Consider the following 24076-nt stretch of genomic DNA (forward strand, 5'->3'; position numbering starts at 1 on the left):
CGCCCGGCAAACCGCGGTGGCGCATGTGGATCGCAGAAACTGTCTGAGCACGTTAGATCTCCGTGAACAGGGCCGCAGCCGTGTTCATGCGAGCAGATCATTCCGTTGAGGGACTGGATGAAGCGGTGGAAACCCACCGCGACGCCTAGACGACTCAGGGCCGGTAGCGGTCAACAGCCACCGCGCCCTGCGCCTATCGCCCGGCGCCTCCGCGCGCCATTCATCGCGAACGAGGCCGCAGCACTCGTTCGTTCAGACTAACGTTTCAAGAGAGTTTCAATCAAGGATGTTGGTCGATCGATGCCACGCACTTGACCTCTCCATGCTCGGCATCATGGGTAACGCTCCAGCCAGACAACGCCTCCGTGCCGGCTTCCGGGTACTCGGGACAACCCCTGAGCGCCCGGAACGGCACACCTCTGTGGTCAATGCCAGCCGTGCTCAGCGCGTTCCTGGTGTATCGGCGACAGGTACTGCTTCTGCGGTTGCTGAATCGGTTGGCTGTCTTCGCGTTCGAACTCGGGGCCTGCGGCGGTCGGCCTGCGCTCGAGCATCTGCACGAAGCGTTCGCTTTCGTCGCCCATGCCTTGCAAGCCGTCGAGTCGTTGGCTTTGGTACTGCAGCAGACGGCCACTACCACCTTCGGCCAGCAACAGGGCCGATTGGCTTTCGACTTGCGGCAGGGGTGCGCTGACTGCTTGCCCGGATATGGCGGCCGCGAGCACCAACATGGTCCCGCCAACTGCCAGGGTACTGATTGTAGATTTCATGGTGCCATCCTCGTCTTCCCCCGATCCCCTACAGTTGGATGAGCAACCCAGGCTTTTGTTACGCCGTTTTTGCGCATCCGGACGGGCGGACGTGTACATGGCCGAAGGCCATGTCACGCCGAAACTCGGCGATGGATAGCACCCTCCCCGGTCCGGCTGCCCGAAAGCACAGCACTCTGTTAGGTTGACCCATAGCTGCGCCGATTGGTTCTGACCGCTGGACGGACCGCTCCGGCCGCTATTTCCGTTGAGGCAGGGGCCGGAACCGGAACCATTGTCGTCAATCGCACATGGCGACATGCCGCGGATGACTGGCCACCCGCTTCAGCCAGGCGCCGATGGCCGGGTAGTCGGCGAGGTCGAAGCCGCCCTCATCGGCGACATGGGTATAGGCGTACAGGGCGATATCGGCGATCGAATAGCACTCGCCGACCAGGTAGGGGGTGCGCTGCAGCTGCTGCTCCATCACCTTCAGCGCCTTGTAGCCCCGGGCATGGCAGGCCAGGTACTCCTCGCGCCGCGCCTCGGGCAGCCCCTGATACAGCCGAATGAAACGCGCCACCGCGACATAGGGTTCGTGGCTGTACTGCTCGAAGAACTGCCACTGCAACACCTGGGTACGCAGGCGCGGCTCGCTCGGCAGGAACTCGCTGCCCTCGGCAAGGAAGTGGAGGATGGCGTTGGACTCCCACAGGCAGGTGCCGTCGTCCAGTTCCAGCACCGGAATCTTGCCGTTGGGGTTCTTCGCCAGGAAGGCCTCGCTCTGCGTCTCGCCCCTGAGGATGTCCACCGCCACCCACTCGTAGGGCTGATCCAGCAGGTGCAGCATCAGCTTGACCTTGTAGCAATTGCCCGAGCGGGCATCACCGTAAACCTTGACCATCCTCTTTCCTCCTTGCTCGTACATCATCTCTGTGGTCGCGAACAACCCGTCGCGCTCAGCCGGCCTTCCCGGCCTGGGCCTGGCGGATCACCTCGGCCAGGCGTTTGAGCCCCTCGCCCAGGCGTTCCGGCGCCACGTGGCTGAAGTTCAGGCGCAGGTGGCCCGGATGGCGATCCGGCTCGATAAAGAACGGCTCACCGGGCATGAAGGCGACATGCCGCTCCAGCGCCGGCGCCAACAGGGTGCGGGTATCCAGCGGCTGCCTGAGGGTCAGCCAGAAGAACAGCCCGCCCTGGGGCAGCTGCCACTCGGCCAGGTCGGCGAAATGCTCCAGCAACGCCGCCTGCATGGCATCGCGGCGCAGGCGGTAGAAGTCGCGCAGCTCGGCCAGGTGACCGCGATACTGCTCGCTGCCCAGCCACTGCAGGGCCTGCCACTGACCGATGCGGTTGGTGTGCAGGTCCGCCGACTGCTTCAGGCGCAGCAGGTAGGGGAATAGGTCCGGCGTGGCGATCAGGTAGCCGACGCGCAACCCCGGCAGCAGGGTCTTGGACACGGTGCCGGTGTAGATCCAGCTGGCCTGCTTCAGGCGGCTGACGATGGGGGTGGCCGGAGCCTCGTCGAACACCAGCTCGCGGTAGGGCTCGTCCTCGATCAGGGTCACGCCGAACTCGTCCAGCAGCGCCGCCACGGCATCGCGCTTGGCCTCGCTGTAGCGGGTGCCAGACGGATTCTGGAAGGTCGGAATCAGGTAGGCGAAGGCCGGCTTGTGCCGCTCCAGACGCTGGCGCAGGGCGCTTAGCTCGGGGCCATCGGCCTGCTGGGGCACGCCGATGCACTCGGCGCCGAACAGCTGGAAGGCCTGCAGCGCGGCCAGGTAGGTCGGCGCCTCCAAAAGAACTTCCGTACCCGGGTCGATGAACAGCTTGCTGGCCAGGTCCAGGGTCTGCTGCGAACCGCTGACGATCAACACCTGGCTGGCCTCGCAAGGCACGCCCAGGGCACGGGCTTCGGCGGCGATGACCTCGCGCAGCGCCGGCTCGCCCTCGCTCATGCCGTACTGCCCCATGCTGGCCGGCATCTCGCGCCACTCGACCCTGGGCAGCATGGGCTCGGCCGGCAGGCCGCCGGCGAACGACATGACTTCCGGACGCTGCGCCGCGGCGAGGATTTCACGGATCAGGGAGCTTTTCAGGCGGGCAACGCGTTCGGAGAAGGCCATGGGATCACCGGGGTGCTAAGTCGAGAATATTGGGTCAAACTGCTTGACCGAAACTACGACGCCCCGAGTAGATACGTCAATATGCTTGACCTTAAAAGCCCGACCACTCAGCAGGCCGCCATGGAGGCCTTCTTCTTCGGCTACCAGGCGTTCACCGCCAAGGCCGACGAGATGCTGGCGCGCCGCGGCCTGTCCCGGGTGCACCAGCGCATCCTGTTCTTCATCGCCAAGTACCCGGGCCTGAGCGTGAAGGAACTGCTCGGCTACCTGGGCGTGAGCAAGCAGGCCCTGAGCACGCCGCTGCGCCAGTTGCAGGAGATGCACCTGGTCAGCAGCGTCGCCGCCGAGGACGACAAGCGCAAGCGCCTGCTCGGCATCACGGCCGAGGGCGCCAGGCTGGAGCAGGCCCTGCGCCGCGAGCAGGCCAAGCTGCTGCAGCGGGCCTTCGCCGAGGCCGGCGAGGAGGCGGTGCGGGGCTGGCTGGGCGTCAACCTGGCCTTGGGCGGCAACCGCCAGGTCAGTTCCGGCTAAGAGCGGAGCAGCCTGCAACTGTATCGGTCAACGCGCCGCTCGCTGTACCGCGACGCCCGGGGAGGCTGGGCATAGGCTTGCAGCCATTGCCCACGAGAGCCCGCCATGACCCCCGAACTGCTGATCGCCTTCATCGCCTTCGCCTTCGTCACCTCGGTGACGCCGGGACCGAACAACACCATGCTGCTCGCCTCCGGGGCGAACTTCGGCCTGCGCCGCACCCTGCCGCACATGCTCGGCATCAGCCTGGGTCTGATGCTGCTGGTACTGGCGGTCGGCCTGGGCCTGGGCCAGCTGTTCGAACAACTGCCCGCGCTGTACGGCACCCTGCGTTATGTCGGCGCCGCCTACCTGCTGTACCTGGCCTGGAAGATCGCCCAGGCCGGCGCGCCGGACAGCGCGGGGGGACGGCGTGGCAAGCCCTTCAGCTTCCTCCAGGCCGCGGCCTTCCAGTGGGTCAACCCCAAGGCCTGGATCATGGCCATCGGCGCCATCACCACCTACACGCCGCAGGAGAATTTCCTGCTCAACGTGCTGTTGATCGCCGGCCTGTTCGCCCTGGTCAACTGCCCGACCATGAGTGTCTGGACGGTTGCCGGCAGCCTGCTGCGCACCTGGCTGAGCAGCCCGCGGGTGCTGCGCCGCTTCAATATCGGCATGGCCCTGCTGCTGGTCGCCTCGCTCTACCCGATCCTGGTCGACTTCGGGGGCGCCCGCTGATGCAGGAGGCCACCCAGGCGCGCCTGCGCCCGCTAGCCGACTCCTCGGTCTCGACTGTGGTCGCCGGCTTCATCGCCATGCTCACCGGCTATACCAGTTCCCTGGTGCTGATGTTCCAGGCCGGCCAGGCCGCGGGGCTGTCCGGCGGGCAGATCTCCTCGTGGATCTGGGCCCTGTCGGTGGGCATGGGTCTGTGCTGCATCGGCCTGTCGCTGCGCTACCGCGCACCGGTGATGATCGCCTGGTCGACCCCCGGCGCCGCCCTGCTGATCAGCAGCCTGCCGGGGGTGCCCTACGCCGAGGCGATCGGCGCCTATATCCTCTGCTCGGCGCTGATCGTGCTGTGCGGCCTGACCGGCAGCTTCGACCGCATCATGCGCCGCATACCCGCCTCCATCGCCGCCGCCCTGCTGGCCGGGGTGCTGTTCAAGATCGGCCTGGAGATCTGCGGCGCCGCCGAGCAGCAACCGACCCTGGTGATCGCCATGCTGCTGGCCTACCTGCTGGGCAAGCGCCTGCTGCCGCGCTATGCGGTGCTCGCCGCGCTGCTGGTCGGCTGCGGCCTGGCCGGGCCGTTCGGCCTGCTGGATTTTTCCGGCTTCGAGCTGCAGCTGGCCACGCCCGAGTGGACCACGCCCGCCTTCTCCTGGGCGGCGGCGATCAGCATCGGCATCCCGTTGTTCGTCGTCGCCATGGCCTCGCAGAACCTGCCGGGCATGGCCGTGCTGCGTGCCAACGGCTACCACCGGGTGCCGGCCTCGGCGCTGCTGAACGTCACCGGCCTGGGCTCGATCCTGCTGGCGCCGTTCGGCTCCCACGGCATCCACCTGGCGGCCCTCAGCGCGGCGATCTGCGCCGGCCCCGAGGCCCATGAGGACCCCAGCAAGCGCTACACCGCCGCGGCCTGGTGCGGGGTGTTCTACGTCATCGCCGGGATCTTCGGCGCCACCCTCGCCGCCCTGTTCGGCGCCCTGCCCAAGGCGCTGATCCTGTCGGTCGCCGCCCTGGCGTTGTTCGCCTCGATCATCGGCGGCCTGACCCAGGCCATGAGCGAACCCAGGGAGCGCGAGGCGGCGCTGATCACCTTCCTGATCACCGCCTCGGGCATGACCCTGCTGTCCATCGGCTCGGCGTTCTGGGGCATAGTCGCCGGCCTGCTGTGCCTGTTCATCCTCAACTGGCGCAAGGACTGAGCGGCGGCCGTCAGCCTGAGCGAAAAAAGGCGCCTGACGGTGCCTTTTTTTCGTGCTGGTCTGCTCAGGCGGCCTCGGCGGCCAGTTCCCGGCCATGGGTCCGGTTGACCCACCAGCCGAACAGCGCCGCGGTGAAGAACATGATGATGCTGTAGATCGCCGCCGGAATGGCCATGGTCGCGTTGTTCAGCAATACCGGGCTCAGGGCCAGGGCGATGGCCAGGGTGCCGTTGTGGATGCCGATCTCCATGCCGATGGCGATGGCCTGGCGCAGGCTCAGCTTGAGCAGGCGCGGCACGTAGTAGCCCACCGCCAGGCTGAGCAGGTTGAAGGCCAGCGCGGCGCCGCCGACCAGCGGAGCATAGTCGACGAAGGTCTGCCAGTCCTTGACCACCGCCAGGAGGATGATCAGCAGCAGGAACAGGGCCGAAACCAGCTTCACCGGCTTCTGCATGCGCTCGGCGAAGCCGGGGAAGCGGCTGCGCAGCCACATGCCGATGGCCACCGGGCCGAGGACGATGACGAACACCTGCAGCACCTTGCCGAACTGCAGCGGAATGGCCTGTTCCGCCGTCATGAAGTGCATCAGCGCGAGGTTGACGATCAGCGGCATGGTCAGGATGGCAATCACCGAGTTGACCGCGGTCAGGGTGATGTTCAGCGCCACGTCGCCATGGGCCAGGTGGCTGTAGAGGTTGGCCGTGGTGCCGCCCGGCGAGGCGGCCAGCAGCATCAGGCCGACCGCCAGGGCCGGAGCCAGGCCGAAGACCTTGGTCAGGCCGAAACACAGCAGCGGCAACAGCAGCAGCTGGCAGCCCAGGCCGATCAGCACCGGCCTGGGAAACTTCACCACCCGGGCGAAATCCGCGAGGCCCAGCGACAGGCCCAGGCCCAGCATGATGATGCCCAGTGCCACGGGCAAAAATAGCGTCAATAGAGGGTCAGCAGTCATGGTTACTCTTCCTGGAGTGAAAACTCGTTGGTGCGATTCTGGCCAGACAGCGCCGCGTTGCGCAGTGACTTTATCGGCCAAAGCGGCGCCCCGCTATCGCACCGCGGCAAAAGATCCCGGCTTCGACTCCTCGACCTGGAATCAGATCGCCGTGGCGCCGCCATCCACCGCCAGGGCATGGCCGGTGGTGAAGGCCGCGCCGTCGCTGCACAGGTAGAGCACCGCCGTGGCGATTTCCTCGACGGTGCCGATGCGCCCGACCGGGTGCATGGCGGCGGCGAACTCGCCCTTCTTCGGATCGGCCTCGTAGGCGCGGCGGAACATGGCGGTATCGATCACCGCCGGGCACACCGCATTGACGCGGATCTTCTTCTTCGCGTATTCGATCGCCGCCGACTTGGTCAGGCCGATCACCGCGTGCTTGGAGGCGGCGTAGATGCTCATCTTCGGTGCGGCGCCGAGACCGGCGACCGAGGCGGTGTTGACGATGGCGCCGCCACCCTGGGCCAGCAGCTGGGGGATCTGGTGCTTCATGCACAGCCACACGCCCTTGACGTTGACCCCCATGATGGCGTCGAACTCGGCTTCGCTGCCCTCGGCCAGCTTGCCCTTCTCGATCTCGATGCCGGCGTTGTTGAAGCAGTAGCCCAGGCGCCCGTAGGCGGCCAGGGTGGCGTCCAGCAGCGCCTTGACCTCGGCATCGCGGGTCACGTCGCAGCCCACGAAGATCGCCTCGCCGCCGGCCGTGCGAATCAGCTCGACGGTGCCTTCGCCGCCTGCCGCATCGACATCGGAAACCACCACCTTGAGGCCCTCGTGGGCGAACGCCAGGGCCGTCGCCCGGCCGATGCCGGCGCCGCCGCCGGTGACCAGGGCCACCCGGCCGGAAAAACTCAAGCTCATCTGTGTGTCCTCGCAAGGGCTGGAAGTCAGGGCCTGAGTCTAGTCAGAGTAGCGGGCGACGTGGCAGCACTATCAGGGCAGCGGTTGCCCGCCCATCCAGGTCATGGATTAAGCCTCGGCCGGCTCCGTCTCGCTGGCCGGCAGCGGCCGCCAGCGGCGCAGCAGCAGGTACAGGGTGGGGATCACCAGCAGGGTGAAGAAGGTGCCGACCAGCAACCCGCCGACTATCACCAGGCCGATCTGCTGGCGGCTCTCGGCGCCGGCGCCGCTGGCCAGGGCCAGGGGCAACGAGCCGAGAACCATCGCCCCGGTGGTCATCAGGATCGGCCGCAGGCGCTGCTCCGCGGCCTGCAGCACTGCCTGACGCAGCGCCAGGCCACGGCGCAGCAGCTGGTTGGCGAACTCGACGATGAGGATGCCGTGCTTGGTGATCAGGCCGATCAGGGTCACCAGGCCGACCTGGGAGTAGATGTTCAGGGTGCCGCCGAACAGCGTCAGGGCCAGCAGCGCGCCGGCCATCGACAGCGGCACGCTGACCAGGATGATCAGCGGGTCGATGAAGCTCTCGAACTGCGCGGCCAGCACCAGGTAGATGAAGGCCAGGGCCAGGGCGAAGGTCAGGGCGATGCCGGCGCTGGACTCCTTGAATTCCCGCGAGGTGCCGGCGTAGTCGAACAGGGTGCCCTCCGGGAACAGCGCGCGGGCCTCGCGCTCCAGATGCTCGAGGGCCTCGCCGAGGGTATGGCCGCTGCCGACGTTGGCGCTGAGGGTGACGGCGCGCAGCTGGTTGAAGTGGTTGAGTTCGCGCGGCGCCACGCTCTCGCGCACCTCGATCAGGTTGGACAACTGCACCATGCCGCCGTCACGGCCGCGCACATAGACCCGATCGAGGTCGGCGGGATCGCTGCGGTCGACGTCGGCCAGCTGCACCAGCACCTCGTACTGCTCGCCCAGGCGCTTGAAGCGGGTCACCTGGCGGCTGCCGAACAGGCTCTCCAGGCTGCGGCCGATGGTCGCCACGTCGCTGCCCACCGCCACCGCCTGCTCGCGGTTGACCACCACCTTGAGCTGCGGGGTATTGAGCTTGAGGTCGCTGTCCAGGCTCTCCAGCCCCGGGTAGCCGTCCAGGCGCACCAGCAGCGCCTCGACATAGCGCTCCAGCTCGGCGTACTCCAGGGACGAGCGGATCACCAGGTTGACCGGCTGGCTGCGCACGCTCTGCCCCAGGGGCGGGCGGTTGACCGGGAAGGCGCGGATGCCGGGAATGTCCTGCAGCCTGGGCAACAGCTCCTGGCGAATCGCGAACTGGCTGCGCTCGCGCCTGTCCCAGTCCTCCAGCTTCATGAAGGAGATGCCCTGGGTCACGGTGGGGAAGCCGGTGATCACCACATAGCGATTGGTCTCGGCGATGCCGGCATAGACCGCCTCGATCTGCCGGGCATAGCGGCTGGTGTAGTCGAGGGTGGCGCCGTCGGGGGCGCTGTACACGCCGATGATGGTGCCGGTGTCCTCGGTCGGCGCCAGCTCGGACTTGAGCCCGGCGAACAGCCAGAGGCAGGCCAGCAGCAGCGCCGCCAGCAGTGCCAGGATCAGCCACCAGCGGTCCAGCGCCCCGGCCAGCAGCGCCTGGTAGCGCCCTGTCAGGCGGTGCAGGAAATCTTCGATCAGACGGTAGGCGCGGCCATGGCGCGCGGCGGCCCTGTGGGGCCTGAGCAGCTTGGCGCACATCATCGGCGACAGGGTCAGGGCGACGAAGCCGGAGACCAGCACCGCTCCGGCCAGGGTCCAGGCGAACTCGGTGAACAGCTTGCCGGTGGTGCCGGGCATGAAGCCGATCGGCGCGTAGACCGCGGCCAGGGTCAGGGTCATGGCGATGACCGCGAAGGCGATCTCGCGGCTGCCGACCAGCGCCGCCTGCTGCGGCGCCAGGCCGCTCTCCAGGTGGCGGTGGATATTCTCCAGCATGACGATGGCATCGTCCACCACCAGGCCGATGGCCAGCACCATGGCCAGCAGGGTCAGGGTGTTGAGGGAGAAGCCCAGCAGCGCCATCAGGGCGAAGGCGCCGATCAGCGATACCGGGATGGTCACCAGGGGGATCAGGGTGGCGCGCAGCGAGCGCAGGAACAGGAAGATGATCAGGATGACCAGCGCCACCGCCTCCCAGATGGTGGTGTAGACGTTGTCGATCGACTCGCGGACGAACAGCGAGCTGTCGTGGGCCACCGCCATCTGCATGCCCTCCGGCAGCAGCGCGCGCACGTCCGGCAGCGCCGCCTCGACCCCGTCGGAGATGTCCAGGGGATTGGCCGTGGCCTGCTTGACCATGCCGATCACCACCGCCTGCTGGCCGTTGAAGCGCACCAGGCTGCGCTCGCTGGCCGGGCCGATCTCGGCGCGACCGACGTCGGCCAGGCGCAGCAGATAGCCCTGGGAGTCGTCGAGGATCAGCTGCTCGAACTCCTCGGCCGTGCGCAGATCGGTCTCCGACAGCAGGTTGAACTCGCGCTGGCGCGACTCGATGCGCCCGGCCGGGATCTCCACGTTCTGCCGGCGCAGGGCCTCCTCCACGTCCTGCACCGTCAGGCCGTGGCCGGCCAGGCGCTCGGGGTCCAGCCAGATGCGCATGGCCGGGCTGCGCGCGCCGCGGATCTGCACCTCGGCCACCCCGGGGATGACCTGCAGGCGGTCCTTGACCAGCCGTTCGAGCAGGTCGGTGATGGCCATCGCCGAGTGACGCTCGCTGTAGAAGGCCAGGAACATCACCGGCTGGGCGTCGGCCTCGACCTTCTGCACCACCGGCTCGTCGATCTCCTCGGGCAGCAGGCCACGCACCCGGCCGAGGCGGTCGCGCACGTCGTTGGCGGCCTCGTCGGCATCGCTGCCGAGGCGGAACTGCGCGGTGATCTGGGTGCTTTCCGTGCGGCTGATGGAGCTGACGAAGTCCAGCCCCTCGATGCCGGACAGCACGTCCTCGATCGGCTGGGCGACCTGGGACTCCATGATCTCCGGGCTGGCGCCGGGATAGCCGACGTTGACCGTGACGATGGGCACGTCGATGTTCGGGTACTCGCGCACCGTCAGGCGCTGGTAGGCCATCAGGCCGAGCAATAGCAGCACCAGCGACAGCACGCTGGCGAACACCGGGCGGCGGATGCAGACATCCGCGAGGATCATGCCCCCTCCCCGGCGGGCCGCGTGCGCACCGCCATGCCCGGGCGGACCTTGTGCCAGCCGGCGCTGATCAGTGTCTCATCGCCGTCCAGGCCCTCGCGCACCTCGGCGCGCCCGCCCAGGCGGCGGCCGAGCCGGATCTCGCGTTGCTCGACCCTGCCGTCCACCACCAGGTTGACCAGCAGCCGCTCGCCCAGCGGCATCACCGCCTCCTCGGGAATCAGCAGCGCTTGCGGGCGCTCGGCGAGAATCACCGTGACCCGGACGAACTGCCCGGGTTTGAGCCGCCGCTCGGGGTTGCCCAGCTGGGCGCGAATCGCCTGGCTGCGCCCGGCCACGTCCAGCTGTGGATTGACGGCGCTGATGCTGCCGCGGAACACCTCATCGGCGAAGGCATCCAGGCGGACCTCCACCGCCTGCCCCGGGTGGACCTGGCCGACCGCCTTCTGCGGCACGCGAAAATCCAGTTTGAGCGGGTCGAGCACCTCCAGGTTGACGATGTCCTGGCCGGCCTCCAGGTAGTCGCCGGGGCTGACCTGGCGCAGGCCGAGCAGGCCGTCGTAAGGGGCGCGAATCTGCGTCTTGTCCAGGCGCGCCCGAGCCAGCGCCAGGCTGGCGCGCCGGGCCTGAGCCTCGGCGCGGGCCTCGTCCAGCGCCTGGGCATTGCTGGCGCCGCGCTGGAACAGCAGCTGGCTGCGGCGCAGGTTGCTTTCCGCCAGGTCCAGGTTGGCCCGCGCCAGGGCCAGCTCGGCACGGGCGATGGCATCGTCCAGGCTGACCAGCAGGTCGCCGGCGCTGACCGCCTGCCCCTCGCGAAAATGCAGGCGCGCCAGGCGCCCATCGATCTCCGGGCGGATCATCACCGACTCGGCGGAGCGCAGGGAACCGAAGGTGATCAGCTCATCGCGCACCAGGCCACGCTCGGGACGCACCACCTCGACCAGGGGCCCCTGGCCGGTTTCGGCCAGGCCGGGGACGCCCGCCAACAGCAGGACGATGACGACGACGAAGCGACAGGTGCGGGCCGGCATGGCGGCTCCCTCACGGCAGAAGTGCTAAGTCTAGCCTCCCGTCGCGGCCCGCCGGGGCGGGCCGCGCACCACCGCTGAAGGCCCTACTGACGCATGCCCCGGCCGCCGACCAGCAGGCGAATGCAGACGCCATACAGCAGCGCCGTGGCCAGCAGCATGAAGCCGATGGCCACGCCGATGCGGATGTCCGACACGCCGAGGATGCCGTAGCGGAAGGCGTTGACCATGTGCAGGATGGGGTTGGCCAGCGACACCGTCTGCCAGAACGGCGGCAGCAGGGCGATCGAGTAGAACACCCCGCCCAGGTAGGTCAGCGGCGTCAGCACGAAGGTCGGGATGATCGAGATGTCGTCGAAGCTGCGGGCGAACACCGCGTTGACGAAGCCGCCCATGGAGAAGATGGTCGCCGTCATCAACACCACCAGCACCGTCAGCCCCAGGTGGTGCACCGACAGCTTGGTGAAGAACAGCGACAACAGGGTGACGATCAGACCGACCAGCAGGCCGCGCAGCACGCCGCCGATGACGAAGCCGATGAGGATGATGTGTGGCGACACCGGCGACACCAGCAGTTCCTCGATGTTGCGCTGGAACTTGCTGCCGAAGAAGCTCGACACCACGTTGCCATAGGAGTTGGTGATCACCGACATCATGATCAGCCCCGGCACTATGTACTCCATGTAGCTGAAGCCGCCCATGTCGCCGATCTGCCGGCCGATCAGGTTACCGAAGATGACGAAGTACAGGACCATGGTGATCGCCGGCGGCAGCAGGGTCTGCGGCCAGATGCGGGTGAAGCGGCGGATCTCCCGGTAGACGATGGTGCGCAGGGCCACCAGGTTGGCGGCGAATTCGCTGTTGAGGTACGCGGTGTTCATAGCGCCGGCTCCTTGGCCAGGTTCTTCTCGACCAGGGAGACGAACAGCTCCTCCAGGCGATTGGTCTTGTTCCTCAGGCTGAGCACCTCGACGTGCTGCCGGGCCAGCTGGCGGAACAGCTCGCTCATGCCCTGGGTCTTCTCCACCTGCACCTCCAGGGTGTGCGCATCGAGCAGCTTGGCCGGATAGCCGTCCAGCTGCGGCGGTACCAGCTGCGACTCCTTGAGGTCGAGGAGGAAGGTCTCCACGTGCAGCTTCTTGAGCAGTGCCTTCATGCTGGTGTTCTCGACGATGCGGCCGTGGTCGATGATGCCGATGTTGCGGCACAGCTGCTCGGCCTCCTCCAGGTAGTGGGTGGTGAGGATGATGGTGATGCCCTGCTGATTCAGCTCGGTGAGGAAGCTCCACATCGAGCGGCGCAGCTCGATGTCCACCCCCGCGGTCGGTTCGTCGAGGATCAGCAGGCGCGGCTGATGGACCAGGGCGCGAGCGATCATCAGCCGGCGCTTCATGCCGCCGGACAGCTCGCGCGAGGCCACGTTGCGCTTCTCCCACAGCCCCAGCTGCCTGAGATACTGCTCGGCGCGCTCCTTGGCGATGCGCGCCGGGATGCCGTAGTAACCGGCCTGGGTGACGACGATGTCGAACACTTTCTCGAACTGGTTGAAGTTGAACTCCTGGGGCACCACGCCGAGGCAGCGCTTGAGCGCCGCCGGCGCCTTGTCCAGATCGTGACCGAACGCCTCCACCGTACCGCCGCTCTTGTTCACCAGGGTGGAGAGGATGCCGATGGTGGTGGACTTGCCGGCGCCATTGGGGCCGAGCAAGGCGAAGAAGTCGCCTTCGGCCACATCCAGGTCGATGCCATGCAGGGCCTGGAAGCCGTTGCCGTAGGTCTTGGTCAGCTGTCGGATGGACAGAGCGGTAGTCATAAGGCGCACGCACACAGTAAGAAGGACGGTTAGATGGAGGTTGCCGCAGGCAATTGCAAGCGCCGGTTTCCGGATAGCGCAATCGTCATCCAGAACTGCTAACGGGCGGGGCGTCTGCAGCATGCACCCTACCATCGTGAAATCAATAAGAAAGACGCGAGTGCTGATGTTAGCTATCGATCCGCTCGATTAGTGCCCGGCGAGTGGCCCCTCCTCGGTCGGGGCCGCTACGGACCCGTTCGAGTTCGCCAGACTCGCCCCCCGCTCGCGCCGATGCCGACTAAGCTCGTGCTATCGATTCCATTCCTGGTCACGGAGGATTCTGCATGCTCGTCGTCTGGTTACTCGTCCTGCTGTTCGGCACGGTCTATCTGGCCCACCGCCGCACCGCCGCCCTGCCCGCCCTGGCCATGGTCGCCGGTTACCTGCTCGCCATGGCGCTTTTCAGCCGCACGCCGAGCTGGCTGCTGACGCTGTTCTGGCTGCTGTGGCTCGGCGTCGCGTTGCCGCTGGTACTGGTGGAGCAGCGCCGCAAATGGCTGAGCGCACCGCTGTTCGCCTGGTTCCAGCGGGTGCTGCCGCCGATGTCGGATACCGAGCGGGAAGCCATCGAGGCCGGCAGCGTGTGGTGGGACGGCGAACTGTTCAGCGGTCGGCCCGACTGGCGCAAGTTGCTCGACTACCCCAGGCCACGCCTCAGCGAGGAGGAACAGGCCTTTATCGACGGCCCCACCGAGGCGCTGTGCGCCATGGTCAGCGACTGGCAGATCGGCCAGCAGATGGACCTGCCGGCCAAGGCCTGGGAGCACATCAAGCAGCATGGCTTCTTCGCCCTGATCATTCCCAAGGAGTACGGCGGCAAGGGCTTCTCCGCCTACGCCCACTCCCAGGTGGCGATGAAGCTGGCGACCCGCAGCGGCGACCTGGCCTCCACGGTGATGGTGCCCAACTCCCTCGGTCCGGCCGAGCTGCTGCTGCACTACGGCACCGACCAACAGCGCCAGCACTACCTGCCGCGCCTGGCCCGCGGCGAGGACATCCCCTGCTTCGCCCTGACCGGCCCGCTGGCCGGCTCCGACGCCGGCGCCATGCCGGACAGCGGCATCGTCTGCAAGGGGCAATGGAATGGTGAGGAGGTCATCGGCCTGCGCCTCAACTGGGAGAAGCGCTACATCACCCTGGGCCCGGTGGCCACCCTGCTCGGCCTGGCGTTCAAGGCCTACGACCCCGAGCACCTGCTCGGCGACGAGGAAGACCTGGGCATCAGCCTGGCCCTGGTGCCCACCGACACCCCCGGCGTGGACATCGGCCGCCGCCACCTGCCGCTTGGCGCGGCCTTCATGAACGGGCCGAACGCGGGCAAGGACGTGTTCATCCCGCTCGACTACCTGATCGGCGGCCCCGAGTATTTGGGCAAGGGCTGGATGATGCTGATGAACTGCCTGTCGGTCGGGCGTTCGATCTCCCTGCCGGCGGTCGGCACCGGCGCCGCCAAGTTCACCAGCCTCACCAGCGGCCAGTACAGCCAGGTACGCGAGCAGTTCGGCGTACCGCTGGCAGCCTTCGAGGGCATCCAGGAGGCCCTGGCGCGGATCGCCGGCAACGCCTGGCTGATGGACAGCGCACGCATCCTCACCGCCCATGCGGTGGACCTGGGCGAGAAACCCTCGGTGCTCTCCGCCGTGCTCAAGTACCACCTGACCGAACGCGGCCGCGAATGCATCCAGCACGCCATGGACATCCACGGCGGCAAGGGCATCATCATGGGGCCGAACAACTACCTGGCGCGCTCCTGGCAGGGCGCGCCGATCTTCATCACCGTCGAAGGCGCCAATATCCTCTCGCGCAACCTGATGATCTTCGGCCAGGGCGCCATCCGCTGCCATCCCTATGTGCTCAAGGAGATGGCCCTGGCCAGTCGCGACGACCGCCGGGCGGCCCTCGCCGAATTCGACGGCCTGCTGCTCCAGCACCTCGGCTTCGCCGTCGGCAATGCCGCCAGCAGTCTGATCCTCAGCCTGAGTCTCGGCGGTTTCGGCCAGGTGCCCGGCGACAACCTCAGCCAGCCCTACTTCCGCGCCCTGAACCGCCTGGCAGCGGCCTTAGCCCTGCTCGCCGACCTCAGCATGCTGCTCCTGGGCGGCGAACTGAAGCGTCGCGAACGCCTGTCCGCCCGCCTCGGCGACGTGCTCAGCCACCTCTACCTGGCCTCGGCGGCGCTCAAGCGCTACCACGACCTGGACTACCCGGAGCATACCCAGGCCCTGCTGCGCTGGGCCCTGGAAGACAGCCTGGCCCAGGCCGAACGGGCGCTGGAGGGTCTGCTCGACAACTTCCCCAATCGCCTGCTCGGCTATGCCCTGCGCGCTCTGGTATTCCCCTTCGGCCGCCGCCACAAGGGCCCGAGTGACGCGCTGGACGCCCAGGTCGCCGCGGTCATCGGCCGCAACGGCGGCGACCCGGCACTGGAGGAGCTGCTCGAAGGCTGCTATCGGCCGCAGGCCGAGGACGACCCGGTGGCCGCACTGCAACGGGCCAGGGACCTGCTGGACGGCAGTCGCCCGGCCCGGGAGAAACTGGAGAGGGCCCTAGAATCCGGAAGGCTGCGCGAAGCTCCCGGCCAGGACCTGCTGGCGGCGGCTCAGGAGGCGGGGGTGCTCGACCCCGAGGAGACCCAGCAGCTGCAGTCGGCACACGCCGCACACCGGGCGGTGATCGATGTCGACGACTTCGCCAAGGACGAGCTGAAGCTGGGCCGCGGCAAGGTACGCTGAGGGGACAGCGGGCGCCGGGAGCTCTATACTCCCGCGCCCGTTTCACTTACAGGACCCTGCTCATGGCCAGCGCCCACCTCGATCACCACCTCGCCCTGCTCGCCCACCTGCGCGGCATTCTGGTTGCCCTGGGCGAGGCCGAACAGATCCTCGACGACAGCCACGCGCTGTTCCTCGAGCGCTTCGATGAACTGGTCAAGGATCTGCCGCAAGACCCGGAGGCCAGCCTCTACCTGGGCCAGGACCTGATCAGCCAGATTTTCCACCGCTACCCGCAGATCGCCCACCTGGTGCCGCGCGACCTGCTCTGGTTCTTCGGCGGCGACTGCCTGCACTTCATGCCGGACGAGGAGATCGAGCTGTTCCAGCGGCTCGACGAGCGCCGCTTCGAGGCCGAGCAGAACGGCGAGCCCTTCGACTGGAACCAGGAAAAGGCGCTGCTGGCCCTGCCGCCGCAGGGCAGCAAGCACTAAGCGGAGCCACCCGGCGCAAAAAAGCCCGCTCGGCAACGCCGGCGGGCTTTTCTGGGTGCCTGCTCGAGGCACAAACGAAAACGCCGCTCGATGAGCGGCGTTTTCCTGTATTTGGAGCGGGAAACGAGACTCGAACTCGCGACCCCGACCTTGGCAAGGTCGTGCTCTACCAACTGAGCTATTCCCGCATTTGCTACAACAAATTGGCGTCCCCTAGGGGACTCGAACCCCTGTTACCGCCGTGAAAGGGCGGTGTCCTAGGCCACTAGACGAAGGGGACCTGGAACTTTATTGCCGCAACGCCGCCAGCGTATCGGCCTCATGCATCGCTCACCGAGCGCTGCCTGAAAATCTGGAGCGGGAAACGAGACTCGAACTCGCGACCCCGACCTTGGCAAGGTCGTGCTCTACCAACTGAGCTATTCCCGCATTGCTTCTGCGTACTTTCCCGATGGAAAGTGGCGTCCCCTAGGGGACTCGAACCCCTGTTACCGCCGTGAAAGGGCGGTGTCCTAGGCCACTAGACGAAGGGGACGCAGCCCGGAACTTCAACAGTCTTTCCGGCTTCCCGCGCCTCGCCAACCGGCATTGCGCTTGAAGTGGCGCGCATTCTAGGGAGCCTTTGAGGAGTCGTCAACCTCTCTATAATTTTTTTTTAAAATCAAAGACTTCAGGGCAGAACGTGATCAAGATCTATCAGCCTCAAAGCTAAGGCACTACACTCGGGCGGAAAACCCGCCGTACGAGAGGTTGTAGCGATGTCCCCCTTGGTGATTACCTTGCTGATTGTCGGCGGCATTCTGATCCTGATTGCCATCGCCTACATCAATCACATGGTCGAGAACAGCAAGCTGGAGAAGGCGCGCCTCAAGGCCGACCTCAACGACCGCCTGAAGCGCTGTGCCGACCTCTCGGAAAGCCTGCCCGGGCAGCTGATGACGCCCCAGCTCAAGCTTCTGCTCAGCCGCCTGCAGCTGCATTTCGCCGAGCGCCTGCTGCCGCTGGACAAGAGCGCTGCCAGCAAGACCCGCATCGGCGAACTGCGGCAGTTGATCGCCCAAGGCGAATCGATCGCCGTACGCAACCCGCCCCAGCCCGTGCTGACCGAGGCCAAGGCCAAGGAAGTACGCTTTCAGCTGGAGAACCTGCACGGCCAGATCAACCGCTGCGCCAAGGACGGCGTCCTGCAAGGCAACGAGGGCAAGCACTGGCTGAACGAAATCCGCCATATGCTCGTGCAGCTGCATATCGAGTTCTTCGGCAACCTCGGCCAGCAAGCGCTGCAGCAGAACCACCCCGGCCAGGCACGCCTGGCGTTCGAGCGGGGCGTGCAATACCTGCGCAAGCAGCCGGACCCGAGCCGCTACCAGGCCCAGCTGCAGGTACTGGAAAAGCATCTCGCCCGCGCCAACGCCATGGTCTTGGAAACGGCCAAGCCGGCCAGCGAAGACAGCAGCGAACTGACCCAGGGCCTGCAGGAGCTGGAAAGCGACGACGACTGGAAGAAGAAGCAGATCTACGACTAGCCAGACAAGGACACCCCATGAGCCTGACCCTATACGGCGCCCCACTCTCGCCATTCGTACGCAAGGTGCGACTGTATCTGCTGGAGAGTGGCCTGGACTACCAACTGGAAATCGTCCTGCCCTTCGGCCAGCCGGACTGGTACTACGACCTCAACCCGCTGGGACGCATCCCGGCACTCAAGGACGGCGATTTCAGCCTCGCCGACTCCAGCGTCATCTGCCAATACCTGCACGACAAGTACGCCGCGGGCGCCAACCTGCTCGGCAGCGGCGCCGAGCAGCGGGCACAGGTGCGCTGGCTGGAGAAATACGCCGACTACGAGCTGGCGCCGCTGTGCACCTTCGCCGTCTTCCGCAACCGGGCGCTCAAACCGAGCATGGGCCAGCCCTGCGACGAGGCCGCAGTGCGCTCGGCGCTGGAGGACAAGCTGCCGCGGCATTTCGACTACCTGGAGAAGCTGCTGGGCAGCGCCGACTTCCTGGTCGGCGCCAGCCCGACCCTGGCCGACCTGGCGCTCTGCTGCCAGTTGATCAACATGGAGCATGGCGGCGAACGGCTCGATCCCCGGCGCTGGCCCGGCCTGGCCGGACTCTATGCCCGCATCAGGGCACGGCCCTCGGTACAGGCGGTACTGCCGGGCGAACAGAAGATGCTCGCCAGGATGAGTGGCAAGGCCTGAGCGTCCCGGCGCCGGCAGCCCCGAGCGGGCGGCCGGCGCCAGATTTTCAGCAGTCGCTCGACTCCAGAAACACCTCGACCAGGCGCTCGATGCCGGCCTGATCCTCCGCGCCGAAACGGCCACGCCGCGGGCTGTCCAGATCCAGCACGCCGATCAGCCGCCCCGCCTTCAACAGCGGCACCACCAGTTCGCTCGCCGAGGCGCTGTCGCAGGCGATGTGCCCGGCGAAAACGTGCACGTCCTCGACTCGCTGGCTCTGCCGGCTGGCCGCCGCCACACCGCAGACGCCGCGCCCGAAGGGTATCCGCACGCAGGCCACCTTGCCCTGAAAGGGCCCGAGCAGCAGCTGCTCGCCACGGGCCAGGTAGAAGCCGGCCCAGTTGAGGTCGGCCAGTTCGTGAAACAGAAAGGCGGAGAATTGCGCGGCGTTGGCGATGAAGTCCCGTTCCCCGGCGAGCAGCGCCGCCAGCTGCGCCTCCAGCAGCGGGTAGCCCTCGAGCCCGGCGCCGGTATTCTGCAGGTCGATCATGCCGACTCCCCCAGGAGCCTGAGCCCCACCCAGTGCCTGGCGAACTGGTAGGCACAGCGACCGTTGCGGTTGCCGCGTCCCAGCGCCCAACGGATCGCCGCCTTTTCCAGTTCCTCGCTCCACTGCCAGCGCAGCCCCACCGCGCCGGCCTGAACCTCGATCCAGTGACGCACCACCGCCAGGAAGTGGTCCTGGGTGAAGGGGTAGAAGGACAGCCACAGGCCGAAACGGTCCGACAGGGCGATCTTGTCTTCCACCGCCTCGCTCGGATGCAGCTCGCCGTCGACCCGCTGCCAGTGCTCGTTGTCGCTCTGCTGCTCCGGCAACAGATGACGGCGATTGGAGGTGGCATACAGCAGCACGTTGTCCGGCGCGCGCTCCAGCGAGCCGTCCAGCACACTCTTCAGCACCCGGTAGTCGCCCTCGCCCGCCTCGAACGACAGGTCGTCGCAGAACAGCACGAAGCGTTGCGGCAAGCTGGCCAGCTGCTCGACCACCCGCGGCAGGTCCGCCAGATGGTCACGCTCGATCTCGATCAGGCGCAGGCCGGCTGCGGCATGCGCGGCCAACAGCGCACGCACCAGGGACGACTTGCCGGTGCCACGCGCGCCCCAGAGCAAGGCATGATTGGCCGGTAGCCCCTGGACGAACTGGCGGGTATTGCGCGCCAGCTGTTCGCGCTGGGCATCCACGCCGATCAGGTCGCCCAACTCGAGGTCGAGGCTGATCTGCAGGGGTTGCAGATAACCGCCGCGCCCCTCGCGACGCCAGCGTGCGGCCAGGCTCTGCTGCCAGTCGACGGCCCCGCGCTGGGGCGGCAGGTAGGGCTCGAGGCGGGCGAGCACGGTCTCGGCCCGCTGGAGAAAGGCCAGTAAACGGGAATCCACGACGTACTCCTTGTAGACGATGAAAGCCGCCAAACGCCCCTGCCGGCGAGGCAGGCAGATGGGCTATGCTTGGCGGGCGAATGGATACGAGACTGCCCGGCCCCATGGACATACCGCTCACCCAACGCCTGTCGTTCAAACAGGCCGGCCTGACCGTATTGGTGGCGTTCATCCTGGGCACGGTCCTCAGCCTGGTCCAGGTGGGCGTCGATTATGCCAGCGAAGACGCCTCCATCAACCGCGAGATTCGCGCGCTCATGGAGATCAGCCACAATCCGGCCGCGCGCATCGCCTACAACATCGACGCCGAACTGGCCCAGGAGCTGGTGTTCGGCCTGCTGCGCTCGCCGGCGGTGATCGGCGCGAGGATCATCGACAACAGCGGCCTGACCCTGGCCAGCGTCAGCCAGCCCGCCAGCAAGAGCCGCTACCGGGTGCTCAGCGACTCCCTGTTCGGCGCCCGGCGGCAGTTCGAGACACCGCTGTTCGTCAGCCATGCCCCCGACGAAGCCCTCGGCACGCTGCATCTGGAAGTCGACACCTACGCCTTCGGCAGCCACTTCCTGCGCCGCTCCATGCTCACCCTGCTGACCGGCTTCGCCCGCAGCCTGCTACTCTCGCTGATTCTCCTGGTGCTGTTCTATTTCACCCTGACCAAGCCGCTGGTGGGGGTGATCCGCGCCCTCAGCGAACGCGACCCGAACACCCCCAACCGCAACAAGCTGCCCTGCCCGCCCGGCCACGAGCAGGACGAAATCGGCACGCTGATCGCCGTGACCAACCAGCAGTTTTCCAGCATCGCCTCGGAAATCGAGCAGCGCCGCGTGGCGGAAGACCGCCTGACCCAGTACCTGGCCGAACTGGAGAACATCGTCTCGGCCCGCACCGCGGAGCTCAAGGCCGCCAACGCCCGGCTGCTCGAATCCAACCGGGAGCTGGAACAGGCGCAGCGCACCGCGGTGGACATGGCCCAGGCCCGCTCGGCCTTCCTGGCCAACATGAGCCACGAGATCCGCACGCCGCTCAACGGCCTGCTCGGCATGCTCGGCCTGTCCCTCGACGGCCCGCTGAGCAACGAACAGCGCCAGCAGCTGTCGATCGCCCACGATTCCGGCAAGGTGCTGGTGGAGTTGCTCAACGACATCCTCGACCTGTCGAAGTTCGAGGCCGGCCAACTGGAGCTGGAGGCCATCCCCTTCGACCTCGGCACCCTGGTCGAAGACACCGCCAACCTGCTGTCGCAGAACGCGGCGCCGAACGTCGAACTGACCTGCCTGATCGACCCGCAGCTGCCGGCCCAGGTGCTCGGCGATCCGACCCGGGTGCGCCAGGTCGTCAGCAACCTGCTGTCCAACGCGCTGAAGTTCACCCGCCTGGGCCGCGTGGACGTGCGCGTCGACAGCACCGCCGATGGCGTGCAGATCAGCGTGCGTGACACCGGCATCGGCATCGCCGAGGACGCCCAGGCGCGCATCTTCCAGCCCTTCGCCCAGGCCGGTGCCGGCATCACCCGCCAGTTCGGCGGCACCGGGCTCGGCCTGGCCCTGGCCCGCCGCCTCTGCGAAGCCATGCAGGGCCAGCTGCGCCTGGAGTCCAAGGAGGGCCTCGGCAGCTGCTTCTACGCCAGGCTGCCGCTGCCGGGCCATGCCCCCGCGGCCGACGGGCCGCGGCTGAGCGGACGGGTGATCGCCCTCACCCCGAGCCACTCCGGGCTGAGCGAACAGCTTGGCAAGCTTCTGCCCGGCTGGGGGCTCGACTACCGGCGCCTGGATACCGATGCCGGCCTGGCCGGCATCGCCGCCGACCTGCTGATCAGCGATTGCCCCGCATGCCTGCTCGGCCGGCGCCCGGCCTGCGCCGCGCCGATCCTGCTGGTCACCGCCTACGGCAGCTTCCTCCCCGGCGACCAGGCCCTGGCCCTGGCGCCCATCGAACAGCTGGCCCGGCCACTGTCGCGCCAGGCGCTGCTCCGGGCCGTGAGTCACGGCCTCGGCCAGACGCCCAGCAGCCAGGCCGTCCCCACTGCGACCGCGCCGGGCAACGAGCGCCAGGCCCGGGTGCTGCTGGTCGAGGACAATCCGGTCAACCAGCTGGTTGCCAAGGGCATGCTGACCAAGCTCGGCTGCGAGGTGATACTGGCCAATCACGGCGCAGAGGCCCTCGATCAACTGCAACAGCATGCCGTCGACCTGGTGCTGATGGACTGCAACATGCCGGTGATGGATGGCTACGAGGCCAGTCGGCGCATCCGCCAGGGCGGCAGCACGACGGCACTGCCGATCATCGCCCTGACCGCCAACGCCCTGCCCGACGAGCGCGAGCGCTGCCGTGCGGCCGGCATGGACGACTACCTGGCCAAGCCGTTCCGGCGCGAGGAACTGGCCGCCCTGCTCGACCAGTGGCTACCGGTCAGCGTAAGCCAATGACGCGATCGAGCAGGTGCCCGACCTGCTCGCGCAACTCGGCCAGCTCGTCCAGATCGACGCCCCGCTCGCACAACAGGCGCTGCTTGAGCGGCACGACCTTCGTGCGCAGGGTGCAGCCCGCCTCGGTCAGGACCAGATGCACCTCGCGCTCGTCCGCGCCCGAACGCCGCCGCGCCACCAGGCCCAGCTGCTCGAGGCGCTTGAGCAGCGGCGTCAGGGTACCGGAGTCGAGCATCAGGCGCTCGCCCATGGCCTTGACCGTGGGCTGCGGCGGGGGGCTCGCCTGCCACTCCCACAGCACCAGCATCGCCAGGTACTGCGGGTAGGTCAGCTGCAACTGGTCGAGCATCGGCTTGTAGGCGCGGATCACCGCCCGCGAGGCCGCATACAGCTTGAAACACAGCTGATCGTCGAGCTGCAGCGAGACCTCCGCCACCGACGTCGCCCCGGTCATTGCAGCAGCGCTTCGATTTCCGCGCGCAGGTCCTCCGGCTTGGTGGCCGGGGCGAAGCGCTTGACCAGCCGGCCGTCGCCACTGAGCAGGAACTTGGTGAAGTTCCACTTGATGCCCTGGCTGCCGAGCAGGCCCGGGGCGCGCTTCTTCAGCTGCACGTACAGCGGGTGGGCATCGGCACCGTTGACCTCGACCTTCTTGAACAACGGGAAGGTCACGCCGAAATTCAGCTCGCAGAACTCCGAGATCGCCCCCTCGTCGCCCGGCTCCTGCTTGCCGAACTGGTTGCAGGGAAAGCCCAGCACCACCAGGCCCCGGTCCCTGTACTGCTGCCACAGGCTCTCCAGCCCCTGATACTGCGGGGTGAAGCCGCACTTGCTGGCGGTGTTGACCACCAGGACGGCCTTGCCGCCGAAGTCTGCGAGGGTCTTCTGCTCGCCCTTGATGGTGGTGCAGGGGATGTCGAACAGTTGGTTGCTCATGCTGGCGGTCCTTGGTTGAGAGAAGTGGCGATACAAATAGCAGGCAATTGAATTGCGTACAATTTATTCTCCGACAATAAACCTCGCTGATGCCGCACCATGGCCGCTACTGCGGCCGCACCCGCCCCACCTAGTCGCGCGGCACCAGCTTGAGCGACACCGAGTTGATGCAGTAGCGCAGGCCGGTCGGCTTGGGGCCGTCGGGGAACACGTGCCCCAGATGGGCGTCGCAGCGGGCGCATTTGACCTCGATGCGATGCATGCCATGGCTGAAGTCGTCCTGGCTGGCGATGGCCGCGGCGCTCACCGGCTGGAAATAGCTGGGCCAGCCGCTGCCGGAATCGTACTTGGCGTCGGAGTCGAACAGCGCCTCGCCGCAACAGGCGCAGTGGTAGATGCCCGGCGTCTTGCTGTCATGGTACTGACCGGTGAAGGCGCGCTCAGTGCCGCCCAGGCGACAGACATGGTACTGCTCCTGCGACAGTTCCTCGCGCCAGGCTTCCAGGGGTTTCTCGAGCTTGTCCACGACCGTTGTCCTCCGCTTAAAAAAGCCCGCCCAATCGCTTTGCCAGGATCGGGCTGCCACGTATGATTCGACCCCAGTCTGTCACCCGCGTTACACGCTGCCAAGGTTCGTCCGATCGAGTCATTTACGG

Annotated in this window: 22 protein-coding genes and 4 tRNA genes; 8 read left to right on the forward strand and 18 right to left on the reverse strand. The window is 67.1% G+C overall.

Translation table 11 applies throughout. The features are described 5' to 3' along the window. Positions 1-425: 425 nt before the first annotated feature. The 3 genes from I0D00_RS04130 to I0D00_RS04140 form a co-directional block, all read right to left on the reverse strand. On the reverse strand, positions 426-770 hold the full coding sequence (locus I0D00_RS04130) for a hypothetical protein (protein WP_213638477.1): 345 nt from the start codon (positions 768-770) through the stop codon (positions 426-428). Positions 771-1050: 280 nt separating this feature from the next. After that, positions 1051-1653, reverse strand: coding sequence for a glutathione S-transferase family protein (locus I0D00_RS04135; RefSeq protein ID WP_213638478.1), 603 nt, complete (start codon positions 1651-1653; stop codon positions 1051-1053). Between the two features lie 55 nt (positions 1654-1708). After that, entirely contained in the window at positions 1709-2875 is a 1167-nt protein-coding gene (locus I0D00_RS04140; protein WP_213638479.1) for an aminotransferase-like domain-containing protein, read from the reverse strand. 81 nt (positions 2876-2956) lie between these two features. Here I0D00_RS04140 and I0D00_RS04145 point away from each other — a divergent pair, with 81 nt between their 5' ends. The 3 genes from I0D00_RS04145 to I0D00_RS04155 all read left to right on the forward strand — a co-directional run bounded on the left by I0D00_RS04145 (position 2957) and on the right by I0D00_RS04155 (position 5319). Next, positions 2957-3406, forward strand: a complete 450-nt coding sequence (locus I0D00_RS04145; protein WP_213638480.1) for a MarR family winged helix-turn-helix transcriptional regulator — start codon at positions 2957-2959, stop codon at positions 3404-3406. Between the two features lie 105 nt (positions 3407-3511). Further along, positions 3512-4126: a LysE family translocator gene (locus tag I0D00_RS04150; RefSeq protein WP_213638481.1), complete on the forward strand. Its 615-nt coding sequence runs from the start codon at positions 3512-3514 to the stop codon at positions 4124-4126. Next, entirely contained in the window at positions 4126-5319 is a 1194-nt protein-coding gene (locus I0D00_RS04155; protein WP_213638482.1) for a benzoate/H(+) symporter BenE family transporter, read from the forward strand. Before I0D00_RS04150 ends, I0D00_RS04155 begins: the two co-directional genes overlap by 1 nt. A gap of 64 nt (positions 5320-5383) precedes the next feature. Here the strand turns inward: I0D00_RS04155 and I0D00_RS04160 are convergent, their stop codons facing one another. The 6 genes from I0D00_RS04160 to I0D00_RS04185 all read right to left on the reverse strand — a co-directional run bounded on the left by I0D00_RS04160 (position 5384) and on the right by I0D00_RS04185 (position 13189). After that, on the reverse strand, positions 5384-6271 hold the full coding sequence (locus I0D00_RS04160; protein WP_213638483.1) for a bile acid:sodium symporter family protein: 888 nt from the start codon (positions 6269-6271) through the stop codon (positions 5384-5386). Between the two features lie 141 nt (positions 6272-6412). Then, positions 6413-7174, reverse strand: coding sequence for an SDR family oxidoreductase (locus I0D00_RS04165; RefSeq protein ID WP_213638484.1), 762 nt, complete (start codon positions 7172-7174; stop codon positions 6413-6415). Between the two features lie 108 nt (positions 7175-7282). Next, the gene (locus I0D00_RS04170; RefSeq protein WP_213638485.1) at positions 7283-10351 is read right to left on the reverse strand and encodes an efflux RND transporter permease subunit; all 3069 of its coding nucleotides are present in this window, start codon (positions 10349-10351) and stop codon (positions 7283-7285) included. Beyond that, complete coding sequence (locus I0D00_RS04175) at positions 10348-11379, reverse strand: efflux RND transporter periplasmic adaptor subunit (protein WP_213638486.1); 1032 nt, start codon at positions 11377-11379, stop codon at positions 10348-10350. The genes I0D00_RS04170 and I0D00_RS04175 overlap by 4 nt, the downstream gene beginning before the upstream one ends. 83 nt (positions 11380-11462) lie before the next feature. Further along, on the reverse strand, positions 11463-12257 hold the full coding sequence (locus I0D00_RS04180; RefSeq protein ID WP_213638487.1) for an ABC transporter permease: 795 nt from the start codon (positions 12255-12257) through the stop codon (positions 11463-11465). Next, a complete protein-coding gene (locus tag I0D00_RS04185) occupies positions 12254-13189 on the reverse strand; it encodes an ABC transporter ATP-binding protein (RefSeq protein WP_213638488.1) in 936 nt (311 codons plus the stop codon). Before I0D00_RS04185 ends, I0D00_RS04180 begins: the two co-directional genes overlap by 4 nt. A gap of 326 nt (positions 13190-13515) precedes the next feature. Here I0D00_RS04185 and I0D00_RS04190 point away from each other — a divergent pair, with 326 nt between their 5' ends. Together I0D00_RS04190 and I0D00_RS04195 are read left to right on the forward strand one after the other, a co-directional pair. After that, positions 13516-15963, forward strand: a complete 2448-nt coding sequence (locus I0D00_RS04190) for an acyl-CoA dehydrogenase (protein ID WP_213638489.1) — start codon at positions 13516-13518, stop codon at positions 15961-15963. A gap of 62 nt (positions 15964-16025) precedes the next feature. Next, positions 16026-16436 carry a PA2817 family protein gene (locus I0D00_RS04195; protein ID WP_213638490.1) on the forward strand — a complete coding sequence of 137 codons (411 nt, stop codon included), beginning with the start codon at positions 16026-16028 and terminating at the stop codon, positions 16434-16436. Between the two features lie 112 nt (positions 16437-16548). Here the strand turns inward: I0D00_RS04195 and I0D00_RS04200 are convergent. The 4 genes from I0D00_RS04200 to I0D00_RS04215 form a co-directional block, all read right to left on the reverse strand. Further along, positions 16549-16624: transfer RNA gene (locus I0D00_RS04200), tRNA-Gly, on the reverse strand. A 16-nt stretch (positions 16625-16640) separates the two neighbouring features. Beyond that, positions 16641-16716: transfer RNA gene (locus tag I0D00_RS04205), tRNA-Glu, on the reverse strand. Positions 16717-16789: 73 nt separating this feature from the next. Continuing rightward, a tRNA-Gly gene (locus tag I0D00_RS04210) sits at positions 16790-16865 on the reverse strand. Positions 16866-16895: 30 nt separating this feature from the next. Then, positions 16896-16971: transfer RNA gene (locus tag I0D00_RS04215), tRNA-Glu, on the reverse strand. 223 nt (positions 16972-17194) lie between these two features. Between I0D00_RS04215 and I0D00_RS04220 the strand changes: the two genes are divergently transcribed. Both I0D00_RS04220 and I0D00_RS04225 read left to right on the forward strand, forming a co-directional pair. Then, positions 17195-17962, forward strand: coding sequence for a hypothetical protein (locus I0D00_RS04220; protein ID WP_213638491.1), 768 nt, complete (start codon positions 17195-17197; stop codon positions 17960-17962). Between the two features lie 17 nt (positions 17963-17979). Beyond that, entirely contained in the window at positions 17980-18642 is a 663-nt protein-coding gene (locus tag I0D00_RS04225) for a glutathione S-transferase family protein (RefSeq protein WP_213638492.1), read from the forward strand. Between the two features lie 46 nt (positions 18643-18688). Here I0D00_RS04225 and I0D00_RS04230 read toward each other — a convergent pair whose 3' ends face one another. Next, positions 18689-19171 (reverse strand): GAF domain-containing protein, encoded by a 483-nt coding sequence (locus tag I0D00_RS04230; RefSeq protein ID WP_213638493.1) that lies wholly within the window; start codon positions 19169-19171, stop codon positions 18689-18691. Continuing rightward, entirely contained in the window at positions 19168-20058 is an 891-nt protein-coding gene (locus I0D00_RS04235; protein ID WP_213638494.1) for an ATP-binding protein, read from the reverse strand. Before I0D00_RS04235 ends, I0D00_RS04230 begins: the two co-directional genes overlap by 4 nt. Positions 20059-20162: 104 nt before the next feature. On the opposite strand from I0D00_RS04235, the gene I0D00_RS04240 reads away from it, so the two are divergent. Then, positions 20163-22484, forward strand: a complete 2322-nt coding sequence (locus I0D00_RS04240; protein ID WP_274611214.1) for a hybrid sensor histidine kinase/response regulator — start codon at positions 20163-20165, stop codon at positions 22482-22484. Here the strand turns inward: I0D00_RS04240 and I0D00_RS04245 are convergent. The 3 genes from I0D00_RS04245 to msrB all read right to left on the reverse strand — a co-directional run bounded on the left by I0D00_RS04245 (position 22468) and on the right by msrB (position 23946). After that, complete coding sequence (locus tag I0D00_RS04245) at positions 22468-22938, reverse strand: MarR family winged helix-turn-helix transcriptional regulator (protein WP_213638496.1); 471 nt, start codon at positions 22936-22938, stop codon at positions 22468-22470. The two genes, I0D00_RS04240 and I0D00_RS04245, sit on opposite strands and share 17 nt — an antisense overlap. Beyond that, on the reverse strand, positions 22935-23420 hold the full coding sequence (locus I0D00_RS04250; RefSeq protein WP_213638497.1) for a glutathione peroxidase: 486 nt from the start codon (positions 23418-23420) through the stop codon (positions 22935-22937). The genes I0D00_RS04245 and I0D00_RS04250 overlap by 4 nt, the downstream gene beginning before the upstream one ends. Positions 23421-23550: 130 nt before the next feature. Next, on the reverse strand, positions 23551-23946 hold the full coding sequence (gene msrB / locus I0D00_RS04255) for a peptide-methionine (R)-S-oxide reductase MsrB (RefSeq protein ID WP_213638498.1): 396 nt from the start codon (positions 23944-23946) through the stop codon (positions 23551-23553). Positions 23947-24076 lie beyond the last annotated feature (130 nt).

The sequence above is a fragment of the Pseudomonas lalucatii genome (assembly GCF_018398425.1).
In the GTDB taxonomy this organism is placed as follows: Bacteria; Pseudomonadota; Gammaproteobacteria; order Pseudomonadales; family Pseudomonadaceae; genus Aquipseudomonas; species Aquipseudomonas lalucatii.

Coding starts and splice junctions, on each gene's coding strand:
- I0D00_RS04130 (WP_213638477.1), bottom strand. CDS start 770: ATGAAATCTACAATCAGTACCCTGGCAGTTGGCGGGACCATGTTGGTG.
- I0D00_RS04135 (WP_213638478.1), bottom strand. CDS start 1,653: ATGGTCAAGGTTTACGGTGATGCCCGCTCGGGCAATTGCTACAAGGTC.
- I0D00_RS04140 (WP_213638479.1), bottom strand. CDS start 2,875: ATGGCCTTCTCCGAACGCGTTGCCCGCCTGAAAAGCTCCCTGATCCGT.
- I0D00_RS04145 (WP_213638480.1), top strand. CDS start 2,957: ATGCTTGACCTTAAAAGCCCGACCACTCAGCAGGCCGCCATGGAGGCC.
- I0D00_RS04150 (WP_213638481.1), top strand. CDS start 3,512: ATGACCCCCGAACTGCTGATCGCCTTCATCGCCTTCGCCTTCGTCACC.
- I0D00_RS04155 (WP_213638482.1), top strand. CDS start 4,126: ATGCAGGAGGCCACCCAGGCGCGCCTGCGCCCGCTAGCCGACTCCTCG.
- I0D00_RS04160 (WP_213638483.1), bottom strand. CDS start 6,271: ATGACTGCTGACCCTCTATTGACGCTATTTTTGCCCGTGGCACTGGGC.
- I0D00_RS04165 (WP_213638484.1), bottom strand. CDS start 7,174: ATGAGCTTGAGTTTTTCCGGCCGGGTGGCCCTGGTCACCGGCGGCGGC.
- I0D00_RS04170 (WP_213638485.1), bottom strand. CDS start 10,351: ATGATCCTCGCGGATGTCTGCATCCGCCGCCCGGTGTTCGCCAGCGTG.
- I0D00_RS04175 (WP_213638486.1), bottom strand. CDS start 11,379: ATGCCGGCCCGCACCTGTCGCTTCGTCGTCGTCATCGTCCTGCTGTTG.
- I0D00_RS04180 (WP_213638487.1), bottom strand. CDS start 12,257: ATGAACACCGCGTACCTCAACAGCGAATTCGCCGCCAACCTGGTGGCC.
- I0D00_RS04185 (WP_213638488.1), bottom strand. CDS start 13,189: ATGACTACCGCTCTGTCCATCCGACAGCTGACCAAGACCTACGGCAAC.
- I0D00_RS04190 (WP_213638489.1), top strand. CDS start 13,516: ATGCTCGTCGTCTGGTTACTCGTCCTGCTGTTCGGCACGGTCTATCTG.
- I0D00_RS04195 (WP_213638490.1), top strand. CDS start 16,026: ATGGCCAGCGCCCACCTCGATCACCACCTCGCCCTGCTCGCCCACCTG.
- I0D00_RS04220 (WP_213638491.1), top strand. CDS start 17,195: ATGTCCCCCTTGGTGATTACCTTGCTGATTGTCGGCGGCATTCTGATC.
- I0D00_RS04225 (WP_213638492.1), top strand. CDS start 17,980: ATGAGCCTGACCCTATACGGCGCCCCACTCTCGCCATTCGTACGCAAG.
- I0D00_RS04230 (WP_213638493.1), bottom strand. CDS start 19,171: ATGATCGACCTGCAGAATACCGGCGCCGGGCTCGAGGGCTACCCGCTG.
- I0D00_RS04240 (WP_274611214.1), top strand. CDS start 20,163: ATGGACATACCGCTCACCCAACGCCTGTCGTTCAAACAGGCCGGCCTG.
- I0D00_RS04245 (WP_213638496.1), bottom strand. CDS start 22,938: ATGACCGGGGCGACGTCGGTGGCGGAGGTCTCGCTGCAGCTCGACGAT.
- I0D00_RS04250 (WP_213638497.1), bottom strand. CDS start 23,420: ATGAGCAACCAACTGTTCGACATCCCCTGCACCACCATCAAGGGCGAG.